General features: G+C 70.3%; 25 protein-coding genes and 1 pseudogene. 12 read left to right on the forward strand and 14 right to left on the reverse strand.

The features are described 5' to 3' along the window. Nucleotides 1-7 precede the first annotated feature (7 nt). Nucleotides 8-769 carry an SDR family NAD(P)-dependent oxidoreductase gene (locus tag J5X86_RS13965; protein WP_208517088.1) on the reverse strand — a complete coding sequence of 254 codons (762 nt, stop codon included), beginning with the start codon at nucleotides 767-769 and terminating at the stop codon, nucleotides 8-10. A gap of 35 nt (nucleotides 770-804) precedes the next feature. After that, nucleotides 805-966 (reverse strand): annotated as a pseudogene (locus J5X86_RS13970) (VOC family protein); the annotation flags it as partial. 69 nt (nucleotides 967-1,035) lie between these two features. Between J5X86_RS13970 and J5X86_RS13975 the strand changes: the two are divergent. Then, the gene (locus J5X86_RS13975; protein WP_208517089.1) at nucleotides 1,036-1,710 is read left to right on the forward strand and encodes a GntR family transcriptional regulator; all 675 of its coding nucleotides are present in this window, start codon (nucleotides 1,036-1,038) and stop codon (nucleotides 1,708-1,710) included. A gap of 46 nt (nucleotides 1,711-1,756) precedes the next feature. Here the strand turns inward: J5X86_RS13975 and J5X86_RS13980 are convergent, their stop codons facing one another. Beyond that, nucleotides 1,757-2,329 carry a TetR/AcrR family transcriptional regulator gene (locus J5X86_RS13980; protein WP_208517090.1) on the reverse strand — a complete coding sequence of 191 codons (573 nt, stop codon included), beginning with the start codon at nucleotides 2,327-2,329 and terminating at the stop codon, nucleotides 1,757-1,759. Nucleotides 2,330-2,368: 39 nt separating this feature from the next. Here J5X86_RS13980 and J5X86_RS13985 point away from each other — a divergent pair, with 39 nt between their 5' ends. Both J5X86_RS13985 and J5X86_RS13990 read left to right on the forward strand, forming a co-directional pair. Continuing rightward, nucleotides 2,369-3,199, forward strand: a complete 831-nt coding sequence (locus J5X86_RS13985) for an oxidoreductase (protein WP_208517091.1) — start codon at nucleotides 2,369-2,371, stop codon at nucleotides 3,197-3,199. A gap of 135 nt (nucleotides 3,200-3,334) precedes the next feature. Then, a complete protein-coding gene (locus tag J5X86_RS13990; protein ID WP_208517092.1) occupies nucleotides 3,335-6,265 on the forward strand; it encodes a tetratricopeptide repeat protein in 2,931 nt (976 codons plus the stop codon). A 23-nt stretch (nucleotides 6,266-6,288) separates the two neighbouring features. Here J5X86_RS13990 and J5X86_RS13995 read toward each other — a convergent pair whose 3' ends face one another. Next, complete coding sequence (locus J5X86_RS13995; RefSeq protein WP_208517093.1) at nucleotides 6,289-7,080, reverse strand: helix-turn-helix domain-containing protein; 792 nt, start codon at nucleotides 7,078-7,080, stop codon at nucleotides 6,289-6,291. 101 nt (nucleotides 7,081-7,181) lie between these two features. On the opposite strand from J5X86_RS13995, the gene J5X86_RS14000 reads away from it, so the two are divergent. Next, nucleotides 7,182-7,994 carry a sulfite exporter TauE/SafE family protein gene (locus tag J5X86_RS14000; RefSeq protein WP_208517094.1) on the forward strand — a complete coding sequence of 271 codons (813 nt, stop codon included), beginning with the start codon at nucleotides 7,182-7,184 and terminating at the stop codon, nucleotides 7,992-7,994. Nucleotides 7,995-8,049: 55 nt separating this feature from the next. On the opposite strand, the gene J5X86_RS14005 is transcribed toward J5X86_RS14000, so the two are convergent. Then, nucleotides 8,050-8,628: a TetR/AcrR family transcriptional regulator gene (locus J5X86_RS14005; protein WP_208517095.1), complete on the reverse strand. Its 579-nt coding sequence runs from the start codon at nucleotides 8,626-8,628 to the stop codon at nucleotides 8,050-8,052. Between the two features lie 80 nt (nucleotides 8,629-8,708). Between J5X86_RS14005 and J5X86_RS14010 the strand changes: the two genes are divergently transcribed. Beyond that, a complete protein-coding gene (locus tag J5X86_RS14010) occupies nucleotides 8,709-9,482 on the forward strand; it encodes an oxidoreductase (RefSeq protein WP_119985587.1) in 774 nt (257 codons plus the stop codon). Between the two features lie 159 nt (nucleotides 9,483-9,641). Here J5X86_RS14010 and J5X86_RS14015 read toward each other — a convergent pair whose 3' ends face one another. Next, on the reverse strand, nucleotides 9,642-10,562 hold the full coding sequence (locus J5X86_RS14015; protein WP_208517096.1) for a LysR family transcriptional regulator: 921 nt from the start codon (nucleotides 10,560-10,562) through the stop codon (nucleotides 9,642-9,644). A gap of 220 nt (nucleotides 10,563-10,782) precedes the next feature. On the opposite strand from J5X86_RS14015, the gene J5X86_RS14020 reads away from it, so the two are divergent. The 3 genes from J5X86_RS14020 to J5X86_RS14030 all read left to right on the forward strand — a co-directional run bounded on the left by J5X86_RS14020 (nucleotide 10,783) and on the right by J5X86_RS14030 (nucleotide 14,150). Next, a complete protein-coding gene (locus tag J5X86_RS14020) occupies nucleotides 10,783-12,168 on the forward strand; it encodes a CdaR family transcriptional regulator (RefSeq protein WP_208517097.1) in 1,386 nt (461 codons plus the stop codon). A 219-nt stretch (nucleotides 12,169-12,387) separates the two neighbouring features. After that, nucleotides 12,388-12,879 carry a flavin reductase family protein gene (locus J5X86_RS14025; protein WP_208517098.1) on the forward strand — a complete coding sequence of 164 codons (492 nt, stop codon included), beginning with the start codon at nucleotides 12,388-12,390 and terminating at the stop codon, nucleotides 12,877-12,879. Nucleotides 12,880-12,935: 56 nt separating this feature from the next. Beyond that, nucleotides 12,936-14,150, forward strand: a complete 1,215-nt coding sequence (locus J5X86_RS14030) for an acyl-CoA dehydrogenase family protein (protein ID WP_208517099.1) — start codon at nucleotides 12,936-12,938, stop codon at nucleotides 14,148-14,150. 76 nt (nucleotides 14,151-14,226) lie between these two features. Here J5X86_RS14030 and J5X86_RS14035 read toward each other — a convergent pair whose 3' ends face one another. The 5 genes from J5X86_RS14035 to J5X86_RS14055 all read right to left on the reverse strand — a co-directional run bounded on the left by J5X86_RS14035 (nucleotide 14,227) and on the right by J5X86_RS14055 (nucleotide 18,152). Next, nucleotides 14,227-15,465: a DUF3500 domain-containing protein gene (locus tag J5X86_RS14035; protein ID WP_208517100.1), complete on the reverse strand. Its 1,239-nt coding sequence runs from the start codon at nucleotides 15,463-15,465 to the stop codon at nucleotides 14,227-14,229. 8 nt (nucleotides 15,466-15,473) lie between these two features. After that, nucleotides 15,474-15,944 (reverse strand): nuclear transport factor 2 family protein, encoded by a 471-nt coding sequence (locus tag J5X86_RS14040; RefSeq protein ID WP_208517101.1) that lies wholly within the window; start codon nucleotides 15,942-15,944, stop codon nucleotides 15,474-15,476. Next, nucleotides 15,941-16,693, reverse strand: a complete 753-nt coding sequence (locus J5X86_RS14045) for an HpcH/HpaI aldolase/citrate lyase family protein (protein ID WP_208517102.1) — start codon at nucleotides 16,691-16,693, stop codon at nucleotides 15,941-15,943. Before J5X86_RS14045 ends, J5X86_RS14040 begins: the two co-directional genes overlap by 4 nt. Then, a complete protein-coding gene (locus tag J5X86_RS14050) occupies nucleotides 16,690-17,538 on the reverse strand; it encodes a hypothetical protein (protein ID WP_208517103.1) in 849 nt (282 codons plus the stop codon). Before J5X86_RS14050 ends, J5X86_RS14045 begins: the two co-directional genes overlap by 4 nt. A gap of 140 nt (nucleotides 17,539-17,678) precedes the next feature. Then, nucleotides 17,679-18,152 carry a MarR family winged helix-turn-helix transcriptional regulator gene (locus J5X86_RS14055; RefSeq protein ID WP_208517104.1) on the reverse strand — a complete coding sequence of 158 codons (474 nt, stop codon included), beginning with the start codon at nucleotides 18,150-18,152 and terminating at the stop codon, nucleotides 17,679-17,681. Nucleotides 18,153-18,410: 258 nt separating this feature from the next. On the opposite strand from J5X86_RS14055, the gene J5X86_RS14060 reads away from it, so the two are divergent. Together J5X86_RS14060 and J5X86_RS14065 are read left to right on the forward strand one after the other, a co-directional pair. Further along, complete coding sequence (locus tag J5X86_RS14060; protein WP_308124551.1) at nucleotides 18,411-19,184, forward strand: class III extradiol ring-cleavage dioxygenase; 774 nt, start codon at nucleotides 18,411-18,413, stop codon at nucleotides 19,182-19,184. 86 nt (nucleotides 19,185-19,270) lie between these two features. Next, nucleotides 19,271-20,203 carry an NADP-dependent oxidoreductase gene (locus tag J5X86_RS14065; RefSeq protein WP_208517106.1) on the forward strand — a complete coding sequence of 311 codons (933 nt, stop codon included), beginning with the start codon at nucleotides 19,271-19,273 and terminating at the stop codon, nucleotides 20,201-20,203. A 118-nt stretch (nucleotides 20,204-20,321) separates the two neighbouring features. Here J5X86_RS14065 and J5X86_RS14070 read toward each other — a convergent pair whose 3' ends face one another. Next, entirely contained in the window at nucleotides 20,322-22,469 is a 2,148-nt protein-coding gene (locus J5X86_RS14070) for a hypothetical protein (RefSeq protein WP_208517107.1), read from the reverse strand. A 276-nt stretch (nucleotides 22,470-22,745) separates the two neighbouring features. Here J5X86_RS14070 and J5X86_RS14075 point away from each other — a divergent pair, with 276 nt between their 5' ends. Beyond that, nucleotides 22,746-23,255 carry a nuclear transport factor 2 family protein gene (locus J5X86_RS14075; RefSeq protein WP_208517504.1) on the forward strand — a complete coding sequence of 170 codons (510 nt, stop codon included), beginning with the start codon at nucleotides 22,746-22,748 and terminating at the stop codon, nucleotides 23,253-23,255. Between the two features lie 18 nt (nucleotides 23,256-23,273). On the opposite strand, the gene J5X86_RS14080 is transcribed toward J5X86_RS14075, so the two are convergent. Both J5X86_RS14080 and J5X86_RS14085 read right to left on the reverse strand, forming a co-directional pair. Next, the gene (locus J5X86_RS14080; protein WP_208517108.1) at nucleotides 23,274-24,026 is read right to left on the reverse strand and encodes a dienelactone hydrolase family protein; all 753 of its coding nucleotides are present in this window, start codon (nucleotides 24,024-24,026) and stop codon (nucleotides 23,274-23,276) included. A 302-nt stretch (nucleotides 24,027-24,328) separates the two neighbouring features. Continuing rightward, nucleotides 24,329-24,943, reverse strand: a complete 615-nt coding sequence (locus J5X86_RS14085) for a dihydrofolate reductase family protein (RefSeq protein ID WP_208517109.1) — start codon at nucleotides 24,941-24,943, stop codon at nucleotides 24,329-24,331. A 158-nt stretch (nucleotides 24,944-25,101) separates the two neighbouring features. On the opposite strand from J5X86_RS14085, the gene J5X86_RS14090 reads away from it, so the two are divergent. Continuing rightward, nucleotides 25,102-26,223 (forward strand): ABC transporter substrate-binding protein, encoded by a 1,122-nt coding sequence (locus J5X86_RS14090; RefSeq protein ID WP_208517505.1) that lies wholly within the window; start codon nucleotides 25,102-25,104, stop codon nucleotides 26,221-26,223. Nucleotides 26,224-26,305: the final 82 nt, after the last annotated feature.

Below are 26,305 nucleotides of genomic sequence, written 5' to 3' on the forward strand. Positions count from 1 at the left end.
TGCTGTTTCAGGTCCGCAGGTAGGACGCGCCGTTGAGGTCGAGCACGGCTCCGGAGGACCACGCGGCCTCCGGTGAGGCCAGGTAGAGCACGGCGGCGGCGACCTCCTCGGGCGTCCCGACCCGCCCGAACGGGCTCTGGCCCCGCAGCTCGTCCCCGGTGGGGCCGGCCATCTTGGGGGCCTGCCGTTCGGTCGCGACGAACCCGGGGGCCACGGACGCCACCGCGATCGCGTGCGGCGCCAGCGCGACGGCCATCGACTGCCCGAAAGCGTGCAGCGCGGCCTTGCTCGCACCGTACGCGGGGGAGTCGGGCTCGCCCCGGAAGGCGCCGCGGGAACCGATGTTGACGATGCTTCCGGTCGCGCCGCGGTCGATGAGATGCCGGGCGACGCAGTAGGTCATGTTCGACGCACCGAGCAGATTGACGTCGATCATGCGGTGCCAGATCCGCTGCCAGTCCGCGTAGGACACGTCGGCCACGGAGTGGCGGTTCTCGGCGGACGGCGCGATGGCGGCGTTGTTGACCAGCACATCGACCCCGCCCAGCGTCCGCACGGCCCCCTCGACGATGTCCTGCGCCGCTTGTGGATCACCCAGATCGCCGCCGAGCAGACAATGGCCGGAGCCGGGCAAGTGCCGCAAGGTGTCCTCGGCATCCGCGAGGCCGGTCGCGTAGTGCACCCCCACACGGTCGCCCCGCTCGGCGAACGCGTGGGCCACGGCACGACCGATGCCCCGCGACGCTCCTGTGACCAGCACCCGCCTCATCGCGCGAACACCTTCGCTGTGGACACGGGGCCACCGGGGACCACATGGGTCACCAGCTGATGGCCATGCAGATCCCCATCGACCCATTGGCCGGTGGAACGTCCCTCGGCAAGCCCGAGGACGTCTCCGTAGAACCGGCGCGCGGCATCCAGGTCATCCACGGGTCTGGCCAGATGCACGGCAGGACGCACAGGCATGGAGCGGCTCCCTCGGCTCGGATGGCTTCAGACCTTGCAGCACCGCGCCTGCGAATGTCAACATTCGACATGCCCATCGCACCGCTCCCCAAGGCCAGCCGCCGCGGACTGGCACAAGAGGCCGCCGACCTCATCCGCGAGGCGATCTTCGACGGCCACTTCCCGCCCGGATCGCCGCTGCGCGAGGTCGAACTCGCCGCCTCATTGGGGGTCAGCCGCGGATCGGTACGCGAAGGACTCGCATTCCTCGAACGCGAAGGGCTGGTCCGGAGCGCCTGGCATCGGGGCACCACCGTCATCGACGTCACCGAGCAGGACGTCGAGGAGGTCTATGCCGTGCGCGCCGCGCTCGACCGCCTCGCGGCGACGAGCGCGCAGGGCAACGCGACCGCCGATCAGCTGACCGAGCTGGACACCCTGGTCCGGGCGATGGCGGAAGAGATCGGCGGCGAGGCGTCCGGCGCGAGGCTGCTCGCGCTCGACATCGCCTTCCACGACCTGATCTACGCGGCCTCGAACAACCGCAGACTCGGCGCGGCATGGCACGCCGTACGCTCACAGATCTATCTCTTCCAGCTCCGCCGTATCGCCCTCGGCTACGAGCACTACCGTGCCCGGGTGGTGGACGAACACCACGAACTGGCGACGCTCCTGCGCTCCGGCGACCGCGGCACGCTGGCCCGGCGCGCTGAAGAACACGTCGACTCCGCCCGCCGCAGTCTCCTCACCGGACTGCACTCCTGAACGGCTCGGATCGTGATCCGCCGGGCGGGGGCGGGGGCGACTCCTTCTAGGACTCGGTCTCGGGTGCGATCAGTGAGCGGGCCACCGCGAGCGCCGCTGCGTGGCGTTCCGCCTGTCGGCCGCCCAGTTCGCGTCCGCGTGCCGCGGCCATGATCACAGCGGACAGGGCCAGTCGTCCGCGCATCATGCCCTCGGGCCCTCCGCCGGTGGCCAGTGCGCGGGTCAGGTCGCCCAGCCGCTGCTGGAGTGCGCGCGCGGCGGCCAGGCCCCGCAGGGCGTGCTCGTTGAGCTGGGCGCACACCAGTGAGGCGCCGTGCTCGCCGCGGACCAGGGCGTCGAACTGCTCGACGGCCCGCATGCGGGTCGCGGCGGACGGCGGGTGGGCGCGTGCGGACTCGATGACGGCGTCGAGCGCCGGAAGCAGTTCTTCGTAGGAACTGGTGAGCAGCTCCTCCTTGTTCGCGAAGTGGTGCAGGACGGCCTGCCTGGTGACGCCCGCCTGCTTGGCGACCTGAGTCAACGAGGTCAGCTCGTAGCCCTGCTCGGTGAACAGTTTCAGCGCGATGGCCCGCACGCGTCGACGGGTGTCGGTGCGCCTTCGATCGGCTTGCTCCGGCATATTCAACTGCCTTACTGGTAAGTCAGGTATTCTGATCGCATGAATGGCACAGAGAGCAACCTACCCGCTGGTGGGAGCGGGATCGACGCGTCCTCGCCGATCCCCGACGAAGGGCTTGCGGGGCGGCGCGCGCTGGTCACGGGCGGGAGCCGCGGGCTCGGCGCGGCGATCGTGCGGCGACTCGCCGCGGCGGGCGCGACCGTGTTCGCGGCAGCCAGGTCGGCGCCGCCCGAGGGTTCGCTGCCGGCGCGGTTCTTCACCGCGGACCTCGCGGACCCCGACGGAGCACGGCAGTTGGCGGAGCGGGTGCGCGACGCCGCCGGCGGGGTGGACATCCTCGTCGACAACGCCGGCGCCGGCAGTGCCCCGGAGGACACGCTGACCCGGCCGCCGGCAACCTGGCAGTCCGACCTCGAGAGCAATCTGCTGTCCGCGGTCCGGCTGGACCAGGAACTGGTCCCGGGCATGGTGGAGCGCGGCTCGGGGGTCGTGGTGCATGTCTCGTCCATCGCAAGCCATCTGCCGCAGCCGGGCCAGGCCGCCTACGCGGCGGCCAAGGCCGCGCTGAACAGCTACAGCCGCTCGCTCGCGGCCGAGGTCGGCCCGGCCGGGGTGCGGGTGGTGTGCGTCCTGCCGGGCTTCATCGCCACCCCGGGGGCGATCGCGCACCATCAGAAGATCGCCGACAGCCAGGGGGTTTCGCTGGAGGAGGCGCAGCGCGGCCTCGCGGCGCGGCTGAACGTGCCGATGAACCGCCCCGGAACCCCTGAGGACGCCGCCGAGCTGGTCGCGTTCCTGGTATCCGAGCGGGCGCGCTGGCTCACCGGATCCCAGTTCCGCGTCGATGGAGGCATCCTCGCCCAGGTGTAGCCGGGCCGGTGCCACAGCGGCTCCGTGCGCGAGGGGGGCGCTCAAGGATAATTCCACCATATGTGTCCTTGTCCGGTGGTTCACTTGGCTCAGGCGTGCCCGCGGGGGGCACGGGCCCAGGGGGGAACACCGGATATGGCCACGCCCATTGTCACCGCACTGGCGGTGTATGAAGCCGGCAAGAAGGCGTACGAGGCATACCAGGGCATCGTCGCCTTTGTCAGCCTCGGCAGTCACACCCCCACTCCCGAAGAGCAGATCCTGGCCCGGCTGGAGGTGCTGCACCAGGATTTCGTCGCCCTCCAGGGGCGGTTCGACGAGGTGCTCGAGGCCGTGAAACAGGCGGTCAGAGTCGAGCAGCAGGCGTATGTCCTCAATCTGCGGCGCGATCTGGAGGGGCTGCGCGGGCGGGCCCGCACGGCCACGGACGAGCTCAGCGCCTGGGTCGCCGACGGGCGCAAGGACCCCCTGCTGCGGTCCAACGCGGACAACAACTCACGGCTGGCGGCGAATACCCTGCTGGAGGGCGACTCCTACTTCTACCGCCCGGATCCGAATTCACCGGAAAGCGTCTTCGACCACCGGCTGGCGTATATCGCCTACGTCTATGTGCTGACCGTCCGGTTCGGCGTGATCGCCGGGCTCAATCCGCAGTACCGCGAGGACCGGCTGGCCCGCGAGGAGCTGACCCGGCACGCGGCGCGGCTGGACTGGGTGTTCCAACACGCCGACCAGGCCATCGAACCGCATACCGGCGGCGGTCCTGACGACCGCGGCAGCTACTTCCTGGCCCACCAGTGCGTGGACCACATCACCGGCTACGACACGGGGCACACCGAAGTCGGGTGGCGTCCGGGAGGGCAGGCCGAGTACGACGACGCCTGCGCCTACTACGCCGATCAGCTACGCGCCGATATGCGGGTCAGGACGGGTCTGGCCAAACTCATGGGCCTCCACGACACCGTGGCCTACTGGGCCAAGGACCCGCGCACACCCTTATGGTCCCCCTGGACCCCGGTGGAGGTGCCGGACAGCATCGTGTCCCTGGCCGCGGCGTCGGACCGGCCGGGACACACCGTGCTGGTGTGGCGGGACCCGGACAAGGGACAGCTCCGCACCACGTCCTACGACGCCACCGCGGCCACACCGGCCTGGAAGCCTTCGGTGGCCATCAGCGCGGAGAACATGGTGCGGGAGGAACCCACGCCGCGCGCCGTGTCATCGGGGCCGGGCCTGATCACCGTGGTGATGCGGGGCAAGGAGGGCGGCATCTACGCCACGCGCACCGACCCCACCCGGCCGACCGGATGGCTGGACGCCCCGGTCAAGGTGAGCGGCGGCACCACCGACGTCTCGTTCGGCGAGGCCGCCGCCTCACCGGGCTCCGTCGTCGTGATGTGGCAGGACAATGGCACCGGCACGCTGATGGCCGCGTTCCAGGACGCCAAGGGGGCGTGGGGGCCACCGCAGGCGGCGACCCCGGCAGGCGCCATTTCGCTGAGCTCGGACCTCGTGGTGGCCTGTCCGGCGCCCGGGGTGGTGCTGGCCGTGTGGACCATGAACAACCGTACACTGCACAGCGTCACCTACGATTCCCACGCGACCGGCCCCGCGTGGAGCGCACCCGCGCAGATCGCCGAATTCCCCGGGAAAGACTTCGCGTCGTCCATCCACGCCATGGGCACCGGCGACGGAAAGGCCGATGTGGTCTGGCAGGGCACCTTCGGGGCCATGTGGAACATCCACTACGACGGCGGCTGGGGCGCCCCGGCCGAGATCACCCCGCGGCACCTCACCAAATGGGGCTATCCCTACACGATCGTCCCCGCGGTGACCGGGGAGCGGCGGCTCAACTGGTTCTGGCAGGGCCGGGACAGCCGCGTGCAGACCATCTACCGGGATCCCCAGCAGCCCCAGTGGTCGGCGCCGCAGCGGCTCGGACAGCCCTGGTGGTCGTACGCCGAGCTGGCCGCGGTGCCGTCGACGGCTGGGAGCGTATCGCTCTACCGGGTCGACTTCGGCAGCGAGATCGGTGAGGTGCCGAAGCTCCAGACGTGTTTCTACGACACCGCCACGCCGACGGCGTCGGCCCGGATCGCGGACGCCCGAGCGCTGGTGGCGCGGGCCCAGACCCTCTGGAACCTGCCGGGCCCGGCGCGCGAGGAGGCCAACGCCCGGGCGGCCGACGCGATCGCGGTGGCCCGCGAGGTCGTGGCCCTGGACTCCGGCTTCCGTGCGACGCTCGCGCAGTGGCTGGTGTTCCCGGCGGGCACGTATCTGATGGCCAGTGGCCACCACGATGACGCCATCGCTCGTATGCAGGAGGCCCTCGGCCTCTACGAAGCACTGATCCATGAGCAACCCGGATCTGATGACCTCCGCTATCGAAAGGCGTGGACGCTGGTCAATCTGGCCCAGGCCCTGTGGGGTAAGCCCGACCACGCCCAAGGCGTACAGCGTGCCGTCGAGGCCACCGACCTGCTCCGCCAACTCGCCACCAGGACCCCCACCTACCGGCCTGGGCTCGCGCAGTGGCTGGTGTTCCCGGCGGGCACGTATCTGATGGGCAGCGGCCGCCACGATGAGGCCATCGCTCGTATGCAGGAGGCCCTTGGCCTCTACGACAAGCTGATCGGTGAACAGCCCGGATCTGATGACCTCCGCTATCGAAAGGCGTGGACGCTGATCAATCTGGCCCAGGCCCTGTGGGGTAAGCCCGACCACACCCGAGGCGCGCAGCGTGCCGTCGACGCCACCGACCTGCTTCGCCAACTCGCCACCGAGAACCCCGGGAGGTATCGCGGAGGGCTGGGCGACTGGCTGATGTATCCGACGATCCCCTACCTGCGGCAGTCCGGCCGGAAGGACCAGGCGCTCGTGCGGGCGCAGGAAGCCGTGGACATCTTCACCGCGCTCAACGCCACGGATCCCGCGGCCTACGGGCCGAAGCTGGCGGCGGCGAAGAAGCTCGTCGCCGATATCCAGGCCGAAACGCGGCCCGGCGATGTCCAGTCCGCCGATGTCCAGCCCGGCGATGTCCAGCCCGGCGATGTCCAGTCCGGCTGACGCGCCCGGGGACGCGCCGGGCGTCAGCCCCGGTCGCCGATGCCCGTGGCGTCGGGGCTCCGGTACGCCGTCGGAGGTTGGCCGAGGAGCTTTTTGAACGCGGCCGTGTAGGCGGCGGGGTTGTCGTAGCCGAGCTGGGTCGCGATGCGTGTGACGGGCATGCCCGCGGTGAGGTGCTGAAGGGAGTGCAGGACGCAGGCGCGTTGCCGCCATTGCGAGAAGCTCAGGCCGGTGCCGCGCTGGAACAGGCGGGCCAGGGTGCGTTCGCTGATGCTGAGGGCAGCGCACCAACGGGCGGGCGGGTCATGGATGTCCGGCTTGCGCAGGAACGCCTCGCACAGGCCGCGCAGCCGCGGATCGGAGGGCAGCGGCACATCGAGCGGCAGCGGGGTGAGGGTCTTGAGCTCGTGGAGGATGAGGGCCGCCACCGCCGCGTCGCGGCTGTGCTCGGGGTAGCGCGGCTCCAGCTCCACGGCCTCCAGGATCAGCGCCCGCAGCAGCATGGAGACATCGACGGCCTGACACCGGGCGGGAAACCACGGCACGGCGGTGGGCTCGATGTAGAGGCTGCGGGTGCTGACGCCCGTCATCGTGACCTGATGCCCGGTCGCGGGCGGGATCAGCACGGCGCGGGCGGTGGGTATCGTCCAGCTGCCGTCCGCCGTCTCGACCCGCATCACGCCGGTGGCCGCGTACAGCACCTGGGCGCGGCGGTGCTCGTGCCAGACGAGCAAATGATCCTGGGGGTAGTCGGTGCCTATGGCCAGCACCGCACGATCGAGGTCGTCCACCTCCGCGACCCGGATGTTGCGCATACCGCGAGGCTACGCGGGCCGCGCACCCTTGTCTGCTGCGCGTAGGAATATGGCAAACCGTCGATTGCCCGCCACGCCTGCTGGTCCCTAGCGTCTGACCAGTGCTGACCTCGTTCTCCACTCTCCTGTTCCTCGGATGCCTGACCGGCATCACGACGGTGCTCTTCGGCTTCGGCGGCGGTTTCATCACGGTCCCCGTCGTCTACGGCGTTCTGACCGTGACGGCGTCTCCGGGAAGGGACGCGGACGCCATGCACATCGCCGTGGCGACCTCGGCTGCGGTCATGGTCGTCAATGCCGCCGCGGCGGCGCTTGCCCAGTGGCGGCAGGGCCGACTGCGCCGCGCGTACGTCTGGCCGCTGGCGGCGTTCATCGCGGTCGGCGCCGTCGTCGGATCCTTCGCGGCCACCTTGATCGGCGGCACGGCGCTGCGCCTGCTGTTCGCTGCCTACCTGCTGGTGACGATCGCCGACAGTCTGCTGAGGAAGGGCTTCCTCTCCGTGGCGCATCAGACGCGCCCGGAACCACTGGGGCGGCGCACCACCACCCTCGGCGGCATCGGTATCGGCCTGGTGGCCGCGGGCCTGGGGGTGGGCGGCAGCGTCATGACGGTTCCGCTTCTGCGCCGCAGAGGTCTTCCCATGGCCGAGGCGACCGCCATGGCCAACCCCCTCAGCGTCCCCGTTGCCATGGCCGGAACCCTCGTCTACGCCCTCGCCCCCGCCACACCCGCCGGTCCGGGACAGCTTGGCTATGTCGATCTCACCGCGGGCGCCGCCCTGCTCATCGGATCACTGCCCACCATCGCCGTGGCGAGGCGCGTCACCGGCCGGGTCCCGGACCGGGTCCACTCCGTCGCCTACGTCGTCCTGCTCCTGATCGTGCTGGTCGTGATAGTGACCATGGGAGTCTGACGCGTCTGACGCGCCGGTCTCCCGGACACGCCTCGTCGGTACGAGGCGCGGCGGCTCAGCCCGCGTTCTGCGCGCCGAACCGCAGGCCGTCGAAGAGGATCGCCGTGATCTGCACGGCTTCGTCCTGCCAGCCCTCCGTGGTGTGCATTCCACAGATGCCTCCCAGCGCGCGCAGCAGTGTGCGTCCGCTGACGCCGCCACGGATGGTGTCGGCCGCTGTGCCCGCTTCGAGTAGCTGCTGGAGAGCCTGTGCCATCCGCGTGCGGGCGTCATCGAAGATCGGTGAGTCCGTCGCCATGATGCTCTCCAGCGCGACGGCCATTCCCTTGCCCACGGCGGCGTGCTCCACGAGCAGCAGCAGGAAGTGGCGCAGGGCCTCGTCCGGGGCATGCAGGTCAAGGAGTTCCGCGGGTGCGGCGCACAGCTCGTCGACCTCCTGGCGGTAGACCTCCTCGACGAGGGCCTCGCGTGTCTCGAAGTGGCGGTAGAGCGTCCCGACCGCCACTCCGGCCCGCCGGGCGATCTCTTCCACGTGAGCGTCGGCCTCGCCGGTGAGGAACGCCTCCCGCGCCGTGGCCAGGAGCGCCTCGCGGTTGCGGCGCGCATCGGCGCGCATCGGACGTGACGACGGCAACAGTGCCTCCGTAAAGTGAGTCGGGTTCCGTTTATGTATAGTTTCCGGAGTCGGGTTCACTTTACTGGAGGGGCACTCCCATGACAGTTCCGGAAGAGGGGCTCAGCGGCCTTCGTGTGCTGGTCACCGGCGGCAGCCGCGGTCTGGGCGAGGCGACCGCCCGTCGATTCGCCGCCGCGGGCGCGACGGTGCTGACCGCCTCGCGCAGCGCGCCTCCGGAGGATCTGCCGGCCACCTTCATCCCCGCGGACCTCGCGACGGATCAAGGAGCGGCGGAGCTCGGCCGACGGGTCATCGACAGCGTGGGCGGGGTGGATGTCCTGGTCAACAACGCGGCCGCCGCGAGCGCCCCGATGCCGACCCTGAAGCGGTCCGACGCGTCGTGGCGTGCGGACCTCGAGATGAACCTGCTCAGTGCCGTCCGGCTCGACCGGGCCCTGGTCCCGGGGATGGTTGAGCGGGGTTCAGGTGTCGTCGTGCACGTCTCGTCGATCGCGAGCCGTCTGCCGCAGCGCACCGAAGCGTCCTACGCGGCGGCCAAGGCGGCGCTCAACGCATACAGCCGCGAGCTGGCGACCGAAGTGGGCGAGCACGGAGTGCGGGTGGTGTGTGTCCTGCCGGGCTTTGTGGCCACCGAGGGCGCCGTCCAGCACCTTCAGCGCATCGCCGACCGGCAGGGCGTTGGCGTGGCGGAGGTACAGCAGCAGATCGTGGATCACCTCAACGTGCCGATGGGCCGGCCCGGCGATCCCGAGGACGTGGCGGAGATGATCGCCTTCCTCGCATCCGGCCGCGCGAAGTGGCTCACGGGAGCTCAGTTCCGAGTCGACGGCGGCATCATCCCCGTGGCGTAGGCCCAGGCCCAGGCCCCCGGGGGGGATTGCGCCGGGCCCGGAGGCCAGGAGCCTCGTTTCAGGGCCGCGGAAACGAGCCGCGGTGTTCGTCGGCGAGCGGGACACACCGAGCGGGACCGGCTTCTCCGGGGGCGGTCGCCCACGCACACGCCGGGTGGGTCACCTGAGCTTGTCGTCGATGTCGAGTGAGCCGACGATCGACCGCAAGCTCGCGATGAGCGGCGCGATGGAACCGTCGCGGGCCTCGGCGCGGCTGATCGCGCAGATCCGGACACTGCCGGACGCGTCGGCGATCGGCCGGAACACGACAGTGGACAGGTGATTGGAGAACGCGATCGGCCCGGGGTGGACACCTACGTGTCCGCGCGTGGCCACATGCACGGCAAGCTCGTCGTAGCGCCCCACCTCCTCGATGTGGGTACGGGGGATACCGGCCCGGATGATGTCCGCCTGCAACTGGCTCTCCAGGTAGGGGTTGTCGGCACGCGGGGTGATCAGGATCTGACGGGTGCGGAGGTCGGTGAGCGCCACCTCGCGGCGGCTCGCCAGCGGGTCCGCCGCCCGCACCACGGCGACCAGCGGGAACTCGCCGAGCACGGCGCTGGCGATCCCGGGTTGCTCGGGAACCGACCAGCACAGGCCCACGTCCACCTCGCCGTCCGCCACGGCGGCGAGTTGCTCGGGGGTGTGCATGGGGACCGGACGCCACCGGCCCCGGGCCTCGTCGTCGGCGGTGGCGCCGGGCCAGGCGTCGACCAGTCCTGGCAGGATCAGCTGTCCCAGCTCCGGGGTGTGGGCGACGACGAGGTCACGATGGCGCGCCGAGCGCAGGCGGGCGGTCCGATGGGCCTGGTGCAACGCCTCGATGGGCTGCCGGATCGCGGCGGCGAACTCGGCGCCGAAGGGGGTCAGTTGCACCCTTCGGCTCGTACGCTCGACGAGCCGGCTACCGAGGCTGCGTTCCAGACTGGCGACGGCCTCGCTGACACTGGGCGGGGCCAGTCGCAGACGGTCGGCGGCGCGCCGGAAATGGAGTTCGTCCGCGACAGCGAGGAAGCACTCCATCTGACGCAGGTTCACTGCCGTCCTCCCGTCACTCCATAGTGTTCGAAACTCCAAGGTGTTCGCACCACGACGAGCAGCCAGACTCTTCTACCACATCGTTCGGATTTGCCGAACGATGGCTTCGGCAACCCGCAGTTGATCAGTCCCTCGCCTTGGACCGAGTATGGCGTCACATCCGATCACCGCGACCGGGATCGATGACCCCGTCGCGGCGCCGTAGCCCGAGGGAGACAGTGTGACCGAGACCGGTGGGCGGCGGCCGGGACGGGCCTGGATCGCGCGGCTGGGCCCGCGGGGTGAGGTCGACCTGGACCGAGCGGCAAGCCCGCGCGCGGTCGTCGAGGACGCCGTCGCGCGCGTCGGCGCGGACCCCGTGCGCTGGGCGATCGAGCTGAATTCCGTGGTTGTGCGGCGGATCGTCGGCGAGGTGCCGGCCCTCGGCGGTAGCCCGGCCGCGGTCGAGCTGCTCCGCCGGGGCAATGAAGCGACCACCCTGCGGGCGCTGTTCACTCTGGTGGACGGCCCGGCAGCAGCCCCGCCCACCGATGAGGCGATCCTGGAGGGCATCCACGAGTTCGTTCACCGGGCCGTACCGCTCGAGCGGGTGTTGCACGGCGTCCGGATCGGGCATGCGGCGACGACCGAGGCGTTCCTGCGGGCCTGTGCCGAGCTGGTCGACCCGGAGGTGGCGGTCGATGAGGTCACGGCGATCTCCCGCGAGCTGTTCTCCTACGTCGATGACCTCTCCGACACCATGATCCGCGCCTACCTCGTGGAACACGAGGTGTGGAGCACCAGCGCGGCCGCGGCACGGGCCGACATCGTGCGTTCCCTGCTGAGTGATGCCACGACGACGGACGTCGGCGAGGCGTCGCGTGTCCTCGGCTATGACCTGCGACGGACCCACGAGGCGGTGGTGGTGTGGTCGGACGCGCCGAACGGCAGCTCCACACTGCAAGCGGCGGCCACCGAGGCGCTCCGGGCCCGGGGCGCCACCACGATGCTGGTCGTACCCGTGGCCTCGGGGCGGTTGTGGGCGTGGGGCACGGTGCCCTCGGAAGGCACGGTGCCTTCGGACGGCACGGTGCCTTCGGACGGCACACGCCGGACCGGTTCGTGGGAGACCATCGCCGAGGCTCTGTCCCGGCAGCGGACGCAGGCGGCCTTCGGGACCCCGGGTGGCGGCGTCGAGGGCTTCCGTCGCTCCCACCGCGAGGCCCAGCGCGGGGAGCGGGTCGAGCGACTGCGGCGCGAGGCCGGGCGGGTGCCGAGGCATGCGACCGCCTACGCCGACGTGGCCGCCATCGCGCTGTTGGCCACCGATCTCGACGCGGCCGGTGACTTCGTACGACGTGAGCTCGGCGGGCTCGCCACCCGCAGCGCGTCGATGGAGGCGCTGCGGACCACGCTGTACCACTACATCGGCGCCGAGCGGAGCCTCGTGGATGTCGCCCGACGCCTGCACGTGGCCAGGGGGACGGTGACCTACCGCGTGAAGCGAGCCCAGGAGGTGCTGGGACACGGCCTCGACGACCGCCGCTTCGCCCTCCACACCGCCCTGGCACTCGCCGAGGAACTGGGGGACGCGGTCCTCCAGCCCCGCGACGTCACAGAGCGGTGAGCCCGGAGCGCCGGTCGCGGCCCGGACCGGTGCGGCAGACCAACGGACCGGTGCCGCAGACCAACAGACCGGTGCCGCAGACCAACAGGCGACCGGAATCCTGAGCCGACAGACCAAGCGCCCGCCCCGGAAGCCGGAGTTCACTGTGTGATGTCGGACGCGGGATCACACAACACCACGCATCCCGACAGACGAACCCATGCCTACGAGAGGCGCCCGATGATCAACCGAGAGACTTTCGTCGAGCTGATGAGCGGGGTGTGCTCGCCGGTCACCGTGGTGACGGCGACGACCGCCGACGGACGACCGCACGGCACCACCGTGTCGAGCCTTGCCTCGCTCTCACTCGACCCTCCGCTCGTGAGCTTCGCACTGGACCGCTCCTCGCGGCTGCTGCCCCACCTCCAGCCGGGTGACCGGGTGGGAGTGAACATCCTCGGCGCCCACCAGCGGGAACTGGCGTCGGCATTCGCCCGCCGGAGTGGATCGGGCTCGAAGTTCGACGGCGTCACCTGGACCCTCCGCGCCGGACTGCCCTACCTGCCCGAGTCCGCAGGCTGGACGGCGGGACGCGTCGAACGCCACGTGGACGGCGGTGACCACATCCTGCTCGTCGTCGGCGTCGAGGAGGCCGAGCCGACCCCCGCGGCCCCGCTGACCTACGCACGCCGGGTCTTCGGCACCCACACCCCTCTCGCTGTCGCGAGCTGAGCCGTACGACCCGTACGACCCGTACCCACCCAACCCCCGACACCGAAATGACGACGATGACCATCACCCTGGACGTTCCCCGCACCACCGATACCGCACGTGACCTGCGGTCCGAGCTCGTCGAGCGCGCCGCCGCCCTGCGACCGCTGATCGCCGCGGGCGCCGATCGGACCGACCGCGAGCGCATGGTTCCCGCCGAGAACATCGGCGCCCTGGCCGAGACCGGCCTGCTCTCGCTGATGCGACCCGCCCGTTACGGCGGCTTGCAGACCGACTATCGCACCCTGCTGGAGGTCAGCCGCGAGGTCGGGCGGGCCTGTGGCTCCACCGCCTGGCTGACCTCACTGCTCAACGCCAATGCGTGGTTCGTCGGGCTCTTCCCGGCCCAGGCCCAGGACGACGTATGGGCCCACACCCCCGACGCCCGAGTCGCCGGTGTCGTGACCCCCTCGGGTACCGCGCGCGTGGTCGAGGGTGGGTACCGGGTGAGCGGGCGCTGGGCCCCGGCCTCCGGGTGCGCCCACGCCGACTGGGCGGTCCTCGGGGTCACCCGGCCGGACGCCGAGGGAACGTCGGACGCCGTCGGCATCGTGCTGGCGCCGATGACGGAGCTGACCGTCGAGGACACCTGGTTCGTGGCGGGCATGCGCGGAACCGCGTCGAACACCCTCGTCGGCGAGGACCTCTTCGTGCCCGCACACCGCTTCCACTCCGTCCCCGACGCCGTCGAGGGCCGCTACGCCACACCCTTCACCGACGAGGCGCTCTACCGGGCACCGTTCGTGCCGACCGCCGCGCTCGTATTGACCGGGCCCCAGCTCGGGCTGGCCGCGGCCGCTGTCGATCTCCTGCTGGAGAAGGCCCCGCGGCGAGCGCTGACCCTGACGAGCTACGCCTCCCAGGCCGAGGCACCCACCATCCAACTCGCCGCCGCGAAGGCCGCGTCGCTCGCCGACTCCGCCCAACTGCACGCCTACCGCGCCGCCGCCGACATCGACGAGGCCGCGCGGGCCGGGGTGTTGCCCGATTACGATGCCCGGGCACGGATGCGGATGGACGCGGGAATGGCGGCGGTCCACGCGCGTGAGGCGGTCCGCATCGTGTGCTCGGCCCAGGGCGCTTCGAGCTTCGGCGAGTCCAACCCGCTGCAGCGCATCTGGCGCGACATCGAGACCGGGAGCCGGCACGCCGTCCTCAACCCCGAAGTGGCCGCCGAGATCTACGGGAAGTCGCTGTTCGGCATCCGGGGCACGGTGTCCGTGATGGTGTAGGACGAGGATCGTCCCTCCTACGAGGGCGTCGACGCTCCCGTGGACGACGAAGCACAACCCCGCTCGTCGTGCGATGTCAGCCAGCTCCATGACCTCCGTGGTGCAGCCGGTAGTGCTGGGCGAGGAGATCACGCCCGTAGTCGTTGCCGTTGGGCGCCCGCACGATGGTGTGGACGTGGTAGCGGGCGGGCTCGGGATTGGTGAGGAAGACACCGGGATGGTTGTCGTACTCGACCAGGAGCACGGGGGAGTGGATCCGGTAGTAGAAGGCGCACTCGTCGTCGTGGCCGCCGCGCCAGGCGAACCGTGTCTCGCCGAAGTGCTCACGGACGAGCGCCAGGGTGCGCTCGGCCTGTGGCGGCGGGAGGCGGTCGAGATAGACGCGGATCAGCTCCACCAGACCGTCACGCTGGTCGGCCGGCAGGCTCGCCGCGACGATCCCCTCGGGAGGCAGGACGAGGTTGTCGCTGCCCGCGCCGGCGAGATGCCGTCCGTTCCACGGACCGGCGAGCTCGGGCGGCAGGTCCTCCGCCCGCAGCGACGGCCCCATCAGGAACTCCTCCTGCCGGCCCGGGTCCAGAGTGCGGCGGAACGCCAGGGCGACCTCGGTCTCGTCGCCCAGGGCGTGGACGCCCTCGAACCGCCCCGTTCCGGTCGTCGGCTCGGCACCGAGGAACACCGGGGCGAGAATCACCTGTCCTCCGACGAAGACGCAGTGCACGTCCACGTGATGGCCCATCAGCTGCCATCCCCAGGGGGAGTCGCCCGAGGGGGACCCGAAGACGGTGAACCAGTAGGCGAACTCCGTGAGGGTGTCCCGGTAGTCGTCGATGAGCTCGCCCAGGTTCTCGTTGAGCGCCATCACCGCTCGCACCTGGGCGTAGCCGGTGGGGCTGAGACTGGCCTCGATGACGGCGAGTGCGCGGTCGCGGTCGCCGTCATCGAGCCGTTCCAGGCGCATGCCCTTCGGGTGCCATGTGGGGATCGCGTTCGTCCACAGCTGCCACTCCGGGGCGTCCATGGGCAGGGCGGCGACCACCCTCTGGTGGGGCGCCAGCCCGTCGAGGTAGGCCAGGGCCGCCACGACGGCGGCTTTCGGGGATGTCCCCGCGTCATTCAGCCGGTAGAGGCCCGGGCGCGGGGTGCCGTCCTCGGTGATGCCGACGAAGGGCTCGCGGTGCCGGCGTAGACCGGCGGTCAGCTCGAAGGCCGCCTCCGGGGGGAGCAGATCGTCGAAGAGGTGGGAGTCGACGATGGGCAGCTCGCCCCGGGTGGTCGGCAGGGGGAAATCTTCCGGATGCCGCTGGTGAGACATCGGTCTCCTTACTCGGTGGGAACAGCGAGGACGTCGCCCGGCATGAGGAAGCGGTTCTCGATCCGCCGGGAGGCGATGAGCCAGCGGTGAGCTTCGCCATCCGCTTCGCCATCCGCTTCGCCGACCCGGACGAAGCGGTCGTACACGTCGGCGACCAGCACCGGCACGGTCGTCGGTACGGGTGGCGTTCCGTCCTGCGCGTAGAGCACCAGGGCGGACACGGCCTCGACGCGATCGCTCTCGTGCCGCAGGACATGGAAGTTGGACATCAGATGACGCGACACCCGCGGTCCCCGTGCGGTGCGGTCGCGGTACACGCCGTTGATCTCGTCGGTGCCGCGGAAGGTGCGGCGCGAGAACGTCAGCTCGGCGTCGGGGGTGAAGAATCCGGCGGCTGCCGAGCCGTCGCCGTGATCGATCTCGTACCACAGCGCCGTCACCAGCATGGACAGTTCGGTGTGCGGGAGGGCGAGGGTCATCGGCCGGCTCCCGGCGCGGCGGTACGCGCACCGCGCACCAACGCGTGTGCGCCCTGGCGCAGCATCGTGGTGTCGGCCCCCAGGACGAGGAAGTCGTACCCACGACGCTCCAGCAGTTCCGACGCGTTGTCCGAGGCCGTGGTCCCCAGGGTGATGCGGTGGTCGGCACAGCGCCGTTCGGCCGCCGCGACGAGGTCTGCCGGCCTGCCGTCACCCTCGCCGAACTGACCGGAGACCGCGAGATCGGTCGGGCCGATGAAGACCGCGTCGACGCCGGAGACCTCACCGATCTCGACGATCGCCGAGAGGGCTCCGGCGCTCTCGGCCTGGACCACGAGGCGGACCTCGTCATTGCCGGACCGCAGATAGTCACCGAGGGATTCGAGCCCCCATCGGCCGGCTCGTCCGGAGGTGCTGGCCCCGCGTCGTCCGAGCGGAGGGAACCGTGTCGCTCGTACGGCGTCCCGCGCCCGGGCGGCGTCGTCGACCTGTGGGACGAACAGACCGGCCGCCCCCGCGTCGAGCGGGACCTGGACATCGCGTGGCGCGGTACCGGCGACCCGGACGAAGGGCGCGAGTCCGCAGCCACGGGCCAGCCCGATCATGGTCGATATCGTGCGGGTGTCGATCGCGCCGTGCTCGGCGTCGATCACGACGAAGTCGAACCCGGCGAGTGCGAGCAGCTCGACGCTCTCCGGTGCGGGGAGCTTGACCCAGGCGCCGAGCCGGGGGAACGCATCGCCCCTCACGGCCGGGTCCCCTGGTATTCCCCGGCGTTGAGCACCCAGCCCTTCGCGAGGAAGTCCTCGCGCGGTGGTGCGAAGACGTCGATGAGCGTGTGCGGGCCCGCGCCCACGGCGCGGGTGGTGTGCACGACGGTCGGCGGGATCAGTGTCATCGAGGGACTGCCGACCTCGACATGCTCATCGTCGCGCCACTCACTCATCCGGGGGGTCCACGGGACCCGGAGGTGATGGGCGTAGTTCCCGACGAGGGTCACCGACATCTGCTCGAAGTCCTCGTGGGAATGGGGCGAGAGCCGTTCGGGGTCGCGTGGCCCCTCGTGCACCGGAAACCAGTTCACCATCAGCGACGCCGTCCGGAAGATCCGGCCGAGGCGTCCCTCCTCGTCGGGGATGTCCCGCAGGCGGTGTATCCGGATCCCGTCACCGCCCGCCTCGATGGGCTCCGGCAGCGGTGCGGCTCGCGGGTCGGCCCCGGCAGCATGGTTGACGGCCCGTCTCATCTGCTCGTCGCAACGGGCGGTGAACACCCGCGCCACCGTGGTCGATGACGCCGCGTGCAGCGTGCTCGTGCCGGCCGGTATGACGACGAGCGCGGGCTCGGGCACGGACACCAGGGCCCGGCCGTCGTGCTCCACGCCCACCACCGCGTCGTCCTGGACGAGCAGCACGTACTCGTCGGGCAGGTTGTGCTCGGTGAGGCGGTCACCCGCTTCGAGCTCGGTGATCGCTACGACGAAGTTGCGGCCGCACACCGACCACGTACGGCTGCCACCGGCGGAGATCAGGTCCGGGGCACGCTCGGAGATCTCGTCGACGACGGAAGTTCCTACGATTGCAGCGATGGTCATCGGGCCTCTCCTGGGGGAACCGCTTGGATGCCATCAGCTTCCTGTCGGCTCGGCGGAGGAACAATCGCGAGTTTCCGAGCGCACCGATCGGCTGAGCCGAACCATCCATGGAACGACGGCGTCAGGGCATCGGACGAGGTTCACCCTCCATCGAGTTCTTGGCGCACGGTGGCGGCGATGCGGGTGAGCGCGGCGCTGAGGTGGCGGCGTTGAGCGGCGCTGAGCGGATCGAACACGAGTCGCTTCACCTGCGCGACGTGTTCCGGTGCGCTCGCGACGACCTTCTGCCGGCCGGTGTCGGTCAGTGTGGCGAGGGTGTATCGGCCGTCGGTGGGGTCGGGTCGGCGGACGACCCAGTCGCGGGTTTCGAAGCGGTCCATCACCTTCGACAGGCGAGGCTGCGTGCTGTTGCAGTCCCGGGCCAGGTCGCTGAGTCGCATCGTGGCCTCGTCGGTCATGGACAGCCGGGCCAGAACGCCGTACTCGAAGTTGGAGATGCCCGCATCTCGTTGCAGCTGACGGTCGAGGGCCGCCGGAAGTGCGATGACGACGGTGAGCAGGGCCTGCCACAGGTCTTGCTGTTCGTCGTCGAGCCAGGCTGACGAAGTGTCCATGCTTCACATCCTACTTGCCCAGGAAACTCAGATGACTTGCCTGGGCAACTCAATCGGGGTTACGTTTGACTTGCCTGGGCAAGTCAACGGGCGACTTCGGAACCGGTGACGGCTTTCGGAATGACCACGACGACTGTGAAGGAGCCGGTATCGATGCCCGCCACGAACGGCCTGTCTTCTTTCTTACCGTCGCACCCGCCGGCCGGGGCGTACGACGATCTCCTTGCCCGGGTACTGCCACAGGCGCGCTCACAGCGTGTGTGGAGTGAGTCCGACGGACCCCTTCCCAGTCTCTTCGTCAGCCACGGGGCCCCGTTCACCCTCGACGATCCGCAATGGCTCGGCGACCTCTTCGACTGGGCCCAGTCGATGCCCAAGCCCAAGGCCGTCGTGGTCATCTCGGCGCACTGGGAAAACGCACCGGCTGCCCTCTCCGGATCCGCGGCAGGTACGCCGCTGTATTACGACTTCAGCGGCTTCCACCCCCGTTACCGGACGCTTCCCTACGCGACCCCCGACGCCACTGACCTGGCGCGGCGGCTCACCGGCACGCTGAGCCGGACCACCGTGCACGAATTCACCGACCGCGGCCTCGACCACGGCGCCTTCATCCCCCTCATGGCCATGTATCCCGCGGCCGACATCCCGGTCGTACAGCTCTCGATGCCCAGTCTCGAACCTGGCGCTCTGCTGGAACTCGGTGCGCGCCTGCGGCCTCTGCGCGAAGAAGGCGTCCTCATTGTCGGCTCGGGCTTCATGACGCACAGCTTCGCCGTCTTCCGCCACCCTGAACTCGCCGCTGAGACGGCGGCATTCGACGAATGGGCCGTCGACGCTCTCGCCAGAGCCGACGTCGACGCACTCACCGACTACCGCGGCAAGGCACCGGGTGCCGAGGTGGCCCACCCGACGGCCGAGCACTTTGTCCCGCTGCTGCTCACCGTCGGCGCCGCCTCAGATCCCGGGAGCGCCGTGAGCGCCATCGACCGCATGGTGATGGGCAACTCCACGCGGTCGGTGCAGATGAACTAACGACGGCGGGTGCCCCCCCCATGAACGAGCAACGGCCCCGCACACACCGACACACCGACACACCGACACACACAAAAGGAAGTGCCATGAAGGCAGTGCGCTACCACGACTTCGGCAGCAGCGAGGTCCTGCGCTACGAGGACATCGAGCGTCCGGTACCCGACACCGGGCAGGTGCTGGTGCGGGTGGCGGCCACGTCGTTCAACCCGGTCGACGACCACATCCGCGCCGGAGCCCTGAACGCGATGTTGCCCATCGCTCTCCCGCACGTGCCCGGGATCGACCTGGCGGGCACCGTCGCCGAACTCGGCGCGGGGGTGTCGGGCGTGGCGGTCGGCGACCGGGTCGTGGCCATGCTGCCCCTCGACGCCGTGGGCGCGGCCGCCGAGTACGTGCTCGCCCCGGCCGAGGCCCTGGTCGCGGCGCCCCGGTCGATCGACCTGGTCGACGCCGCGGCGCTGCCCCTTACTGGCCTGTCGGCCTGGCAGGTGTTGTTCGAGATCGCCGAGCTGAAGCCCGGGCAGACCGTTCTGGTCAACGGGGCAGGGGGTGCGGTGGGCAGTCTCGCGGTTCAGCTTGCCGTCGACGCGGGAGCGCAGGTGACCGCGGCGGCCAGTCCGCGGCACGCCGAGCGCCTTCAGGGCTACGGCGCCCAGGTCGTCGGCCGTCTCGATCTCGCCGCAGGCCCCGCCGCGGTGGGTGGCCCCTTCGAGGTTCTGCTGAACCATGTGCGCGGCACCGAGGACGAGGCCGCGCGGCTGTCGCGCTACGTCGCCGACGGCGGCGTAGCAGCCAGCACAGCGGGCCCGATACCGGAGGACCCCGCCCGCTCGGTACGCACGGCCGGCCTGTGGGTCCGCAGTGACGCCGCCCAGTTGACCGAGCTGGTGGCCAGGGTCGATGACGGTCGGCTCCGCATCCATATCGCCGCCCGCCGCCCGGTGGCCGATTCGCGTGCCGTGCATGAGGACTCGGCGGCCGGACGACTGCCCGGCAAGACCGTCCTGATCGCTCCCTGATCGCACACCGGCCGGGACGCCCGCCGTTCGCTCTCCGGCCGACCGGCGTCCCGGCCCTCATTTCGACCGAATTGCCGCTGAGATCGCGACCACGCCGGTGGCGGCCGCGCGGCCCGGCTCACTCCTCAGCGGCGTTGAGCGACTCCCGCACCCGCGTGACCTCCCACGGGGCGTCCTCCACGGGCCAGCTCGCGCTCAGCTCCTCGAGCAGAGGGCGATGGTCCTCGATGACCCCTTCCCACATCAGCCCCCACGCCGCGGCCGCTTGAACCTCTATCTCGGGGCAGCGTGTCGCCCGAACGAGCGCCTCCACGGAGTTGGTCCCCGGAGACTCGTCGAGCAGTTCCAGTGCCCTGACGCGGTCGTTCAACGGCACGTTCGCGTCGCAGGCGACCTTCCCCAGCGCCTCGACGATCCGTAGGTCAGTGTCCTCCGCGTCCTTGAGCACCGCTTCCACCACATGGAGAACCCGTTCGCGCACGTGATCGCTCGCGGCGGCTGCCACGACCTCGGCCAGCAGGGAAGGCTCTTCCGCTGCCACGACGTCCAGCGCCGACAGTGCGGTGAGGTGCTTGGCCTCGGGCCCGTACATGCGGCTGAGCCCGGCCGGTGAGGGAGGCTGCCGCAGCACCTCCCGGATGCGATCGAGGACGAGTGCCCTCTCTGGTTCACGCGCTTCCTCGCCGCCCCGCTTCACGGCGCCGTCGGGACTCCACCAGTGGTCGAGGGCGATGCCCACGGCCGCCTGGTCGTCGCTTTCGAGCAACGTGCGAAGCGCCCGGTGATACGACTCGTCCACCGTGGGAGCCCGCAGCCTCTTGTGGGCGCGATACAGCCCCGGATCCGCCAGCCGGTGTCCTTCCCAGTGGACGCTGTGCGGTTTGCCGAAGATCAGCTCAACGGGGTCCTGGCCCCAGGGGCGGTGCGGAGGCCGGTCGCCCCAGCTCTCGGCGACCTCCTCCATGATGGCGCGGTGCCGATCCACGCCTCCCGTCCTGACCAGGTAATACGCGGCGTGGGCCTGCACCTTCGGCTCGCCCTCGCGGCTCGCCCGGAGGAGAATGCCGTCCGCGTCCGCGCCGAGGCTGTCGGCCAGGACGCGGATCGCCGTCTCCTTCGTGCCGTAGAAGCCGACGGACGGGTCGAAGACCAGGTCGCCCAGGGCGGCGACGAGCCTCTCGTCCTTCACCTCGGCCTCGTCGAGCACGCCGTAAGCCATCCAGACAGCCTCCTTGCGCACCGCGTCCGAGTCGGTGCGCAGGAGAACGTCCAGCAGGAGCTCGGCGTCGCCGGGCTCGGTGTGCCGCGCCCCGATCATGTTCAGGGCGCTCACCTCGGCGGGAGACATCGGCCGCCGGAGCACGTCACGAGCGCGGGCCAGCACCTCGGGCAGGTAGGTCTCGACAGGTTCCTCGTCCTCCAGGACATGGCGCAGCCCTTCCGAGGACTCGTAATGGTCGAGCGCGATGCCCACGGCGACCGGGTCCTCGCTGCGGAGCAGGGTGGCGAACGCCTGTAGGCATCCCTCGTCGCTGAGCGGGAACATCAGCTCGTCATGAGCCTTCCGGAGCACCGGATCGGCAAGCTCGGTGTCCTTCCAGTAGGTGCTGTGGAAGCCTTCGAGCGCCTGGCGACGAATGTGCTCGGCCTCCCAACCCGCCTCCTTCGGCCAGGACTTCGCGAGCCGCGTGACGCGGTCGCGGTGGACGCGGAGCCGCAGGGGCGTCGCGAGACAACCCGCCGCGTACACCTGGAGTTCCAGTTCGGACGACTCGGTGAGACGGACGATGAGGTCCTCGACTTCCGGGAGATCCACATCGTCCAGGGCCCGCATGGCGTCCCTGCGATCCCGCACAGCGAGGCCCTCGTCCAGCACCATGGCGGTGATCAGCGCCAGCAGCCGCCGGTTTGGCTCCTCACCCTCCGCGAGGGCGGTGCCGGCCGCGAGAAGCGCCATCTCCCGCACCTCGGCGTCCGGGGCGCCTTCGAGGGCGTCGGCGATCACGTCCGCGTCCTCCTCCTCGGCGAGATGCCACAGCACGGTGAGAGCGCTCGTGTGGCTGCGGCCGGACGGAGGTTGCCTGAGAAGGTCCCGGGCGGCGAAGCGCACCTCGTTGGCCAGCGGCCAGTAGGGGTTGTCCACACCCCACCGGGTGTCCGCCTGCGCCGACTGGTAATCGTCCAGGGCACCGCGGACGACGTCGATGTCGTCGCTCTCCAGCCGGGCGCTGAACTCGCCGAGGCGGGACTTCTCGCCGTCGCTCACGAGACCTCCTTCATCATCATCTCTGCAGGCTGGCAGAGCTGTCCGGCCCGTGTCCCCGCATTTTCACAACAGGGAGTCATCCACCACGTGCGTTCTGCCGACCACCGAGACGGCGCGACTCCATTTGATCACCGGCGTCGAGGGGGCGTTGAGTAAACTCGGGATGGGCTTGGACGAGGTGACGGCGGCTGGCCGCAGCCATGGGTGAGCGCCCCGGAGATGATGCTATTCTGCCCCAAATCGGACATTGGGGGTCGTGTGGCGGATACGGAAGCGATGGTGCGTCAGTGGCAGGCCCACACCCGTGCCGAGTTCGTGACTCGGGACGTGGACGCCACGATGCGGACCATGAGTGACAACCCCGCCGTTCTGCATGTGCCCACGGGTATGGGCGGTACGGGCCGCGAGGGTGTCCGCGCCTTCTACCGAACGTGGTTCGTGGGACGCAACGCGGCCGACCTGAACATCGAGTCGGTCAGCCGGACGGTCGGCGATATGACCGTCGTGGACGAGTTGCTGCTCTCGTTCACACACGACATCGAGGTCCCCTGGATCCTCCCCGGCGTGGCCGCGACGGGGAGGAAGGTCGACACCCCGGTGATCGCCATCGTGGGATTCGAGGGCACCGCGGTCGCGTACGAGCACGTCTACTGGGATCAAGCCGCTGTGCTCGCCCAGGTCGGCCTGCTGGACCGCGCGACCGTGGAGCGGCTGCCCGTCGTCACGGCTCCGCGCGCTCTTCTGGACGGCTCCCACCCCCTGAACCAACTCGCCCAGGCCGACTGACACCTGCCTGCCGGAGCCTCAGCCGGTGGCCAGGGTGCGGTCCAGGAGTGAGAGCAGGCGGTCCCAGTGGCGCTTCAGCCCGGCGGCGTTAAAGGCATCGGTGTCGGACATGGTGAAGCCGTGGATGGTGTCGGGGTAGATCTCGCAGGTGTGGCCGACACCCGCGGCATCCAGGGCCTGGTAGAGCTCACTGATGACCTCGGGCGACAAGTCGCCTTCGGCGAGGCCGAGATGGACTTCGGCGGTGAGCTCGGGCACGAGGCGGTGTGGGCTGTCGGGCGCGTCGGTGACCACGAAACCGGGATGGAATCCGGCGACGGCGGCCACCTGGCCGGGGTGGGCCGCCGCGGTGCGCAGCGCCAAGAGGGTGCCGATGCAGTAGCCGGTCACGGCGACCGGTCCGGCGCTGACCTCCGGCTGGGTGGTGAGGAACGTGAGGTAGGCGTCGGCGTCGCGCAGGACACGTTCGGTGGTGATGTGTGCCTCGAGCAGGGGCATCAGCCGGCCGATGACCGCGGGCCGGGTCTCCTCTCCGATGTGCTCGGGAAGTTCGATCACCGGTGCCGGGCCGTGCCGGTAGTAGAAGTTGGGGACGAGCACGTAGTAGCCGTGTCCGGCCAGTTCGCGGGCCATCTCCTGCAACACGGGCCGCACTCCGAAGGCGTCCGAGCACATCAGCACCCCCGGGTGCCGCCCGCCCCGGTCGGGGAAGGCGGCGAAAGCGTCGGCCTGGCCGTCCGCGGTGGGAATCCGCAGTGTCTTGGTGGGCATGAATGCTCCTGTCGTGGTTGATGTGCCGAAGCTGTGATCAACACGACGGAGGCGGAGCCCGCGCGGCAGCGCAAGATCCTCGATCGAAGAGCGGGCCCGCACCGGCCCGTACGGCGCTCAGGAGAGCACCGGGTCACCAATCCGTGCGTGGCGCGATGCCGTCCCGGGATTCATGCCAACAACGTAGTCCACGGAACAAAGCCGACGCCAGCGCCCCCAGCACACAGTGCGGTTGGCGAGAATGCCGTCGGTCAGTTCGGCGACGGGATCGTCTCTGCCCGCTGTGTTCCACTACGACGTCGTCAGAGGACGTCGTAGGTCAGGTGCGTCACCGTCGATGTCGAGGTCACGCTCCGCTGCACCAGGGTGCGTGGCGCTCCGCCGGTGAACAGTGGCGTTCCGGTGCCCAGTACGACGGGCGCGAGGTGCAGCGTCAGCTCGTCGACCAGACCGGCGGCGAGCGCCGAGCCGACCGTGGCGCCGCCGCCCATGAGGAAGGCGTCGAGGTCCTTGCCGCTGTCGGACGACGCCGCCTCGGCGCGTTCGCGCGCGGCGGTGACGGCGTCGGGCAGGCCGGTGGTGACGAACGTCCAGTCGAGGTCGGTGAGGCGTACCGACTCCGGCGGTGAGCTCGTCACGACGATGAACGCGGGCTTGCCGACCTCGCGGGCGCCGTAGCCGGTCGTGTCGTCCCAGCCGTTCGGCCCGTCGACGATGTCGAAGAGCCGGCGGCCGAGGACGACGGCGCCCGAGCGGGCGGTGGCCTCGCGCAGGATCCGGCGGTCGTCGGGGTCCTCGGAGAACGCCCAGGTGTGCAGGGCATCGCCGCCGGTGCCCAGACCGTTGTCCGGGCCGGGGTCGGGCCCGGTGACGAAGCCGTCGAGAGAGACCGAGATGTCAGCGATGATTCGGGTCATGTCAGGGCAGACTCGATCGGCCACTCGAACTCATCGCTCAGGCGTGGAGCCTCCTCTCTCGGGCCACTCTCGGCGCCACTGACGATCGCTCTGCGATCGTGGCAACCGCAACCGCAACCACAACCGCAACCGCATCGTCGCTCGGGAGACGCCAACACATGAATACGCCACCATCACCACCATCGCCGGCTGGAGCGGAGCCGACTGGCGGGTCAGCCGTCCAGATAGGCGCTCTCGTTCCGCTGACTCGGCCTGGCTGGGTCGAGGCAGGCCAACACTTGCTCGCTGGGCTCGAGTTGGCCGTCCGCGAAGTCAATGACGGCGGCGGGATCGCCGGAAGACCACTTGAGCTGGTGGTCCGGGACACCGCGGCTGATCCACAGAGGGCCGCGGCGGCCGTCGACGAATTGGCTCGCCTGGGCGTGGCCGCCGTGGCGGGGGAGTATCACAGCGTCGTCGCTCGCGCCGCTGCCGCCAGGGCCGACGCCCTCGGCCTGCCGTTCCTCTGCTCGTCAGCGGTTCTCGACGCGCTCACCGACCAGCCGACGGAATGGGTCGCGCGCCTCGCCCCGGCACAGTCCCACGGCTGGCAGATCTACGCGGACTTCCTCCTCGGCGCGGGCCACAGCCGCATCGCCGTAGCGGCCCAGCCGAGTGTCTACTGGGCATCCGGGACCCGCATTCTGCGGGACTACCTCGCGCCACGCGGCGGCACCGTCATCGAACTCGACATGCGCACGCTCACCCCGATGGCGGTGTGCGACGAACTCGTCGACCATCGCGCGACGGCCCTCCTTCTCCTGGTCGGCCACCCGGAGCCGGCAGTGTCGATCGTCAAGGCTGTCCGCGGCGACCGGCGCCTCGCCAACGTGATGATGGGTGCTCCGGCCGGGCAACCGGAGTTCGCCGAATGGGTGACGTTGCTGGGCGACGACAGCGCCGCGATCCCGTTCTTGCGCTACCTGCCCGAGAGCCTCAGCCCACTCGGTGCACGAGTCGAGGCGGCCCTCCGCGAGCGGTTGGCCGAAGCGCCCTCCTTCGTCGCCTTCGAGGGCTACGACACGGTTGCCGTACTCGCCGATGTGCTGCGCACTCACGGCGTGGACCGGGCGCGCACTGCCGAAGCCTGGCCGCGGGTCGCAGTCGAGGGCACCCGCGGGCGGATCCAGTTCTCCCGTACGCCGGGCATCAGCGTGTGGCAATGGACTTGGGCGCCCGTCCAGGTCGTTGACCGGGATCCGGCGGACCTCGATCGCTTTCGGGTCCGCCACGTCGGCTGAGAGGCCACGGAGGCCCGATTGACCTGTTGCCCAGGTGATATCCGGTCGATCGGGCAGGCGGGGCGGGACCGGACACCGCCAC

Origin of the sequence: Streptomyces sp. NEAU-YJ-81 (assembly GCF_017592595.1) — a bacterium.
Classification (GTDB): domain Bacteria; phylum Actinomycetota; class Actinomycetes; order Streptomycetales; family Streptomycetaceae; genus Streptomyces; species Streptomyces hygroscopicus_B.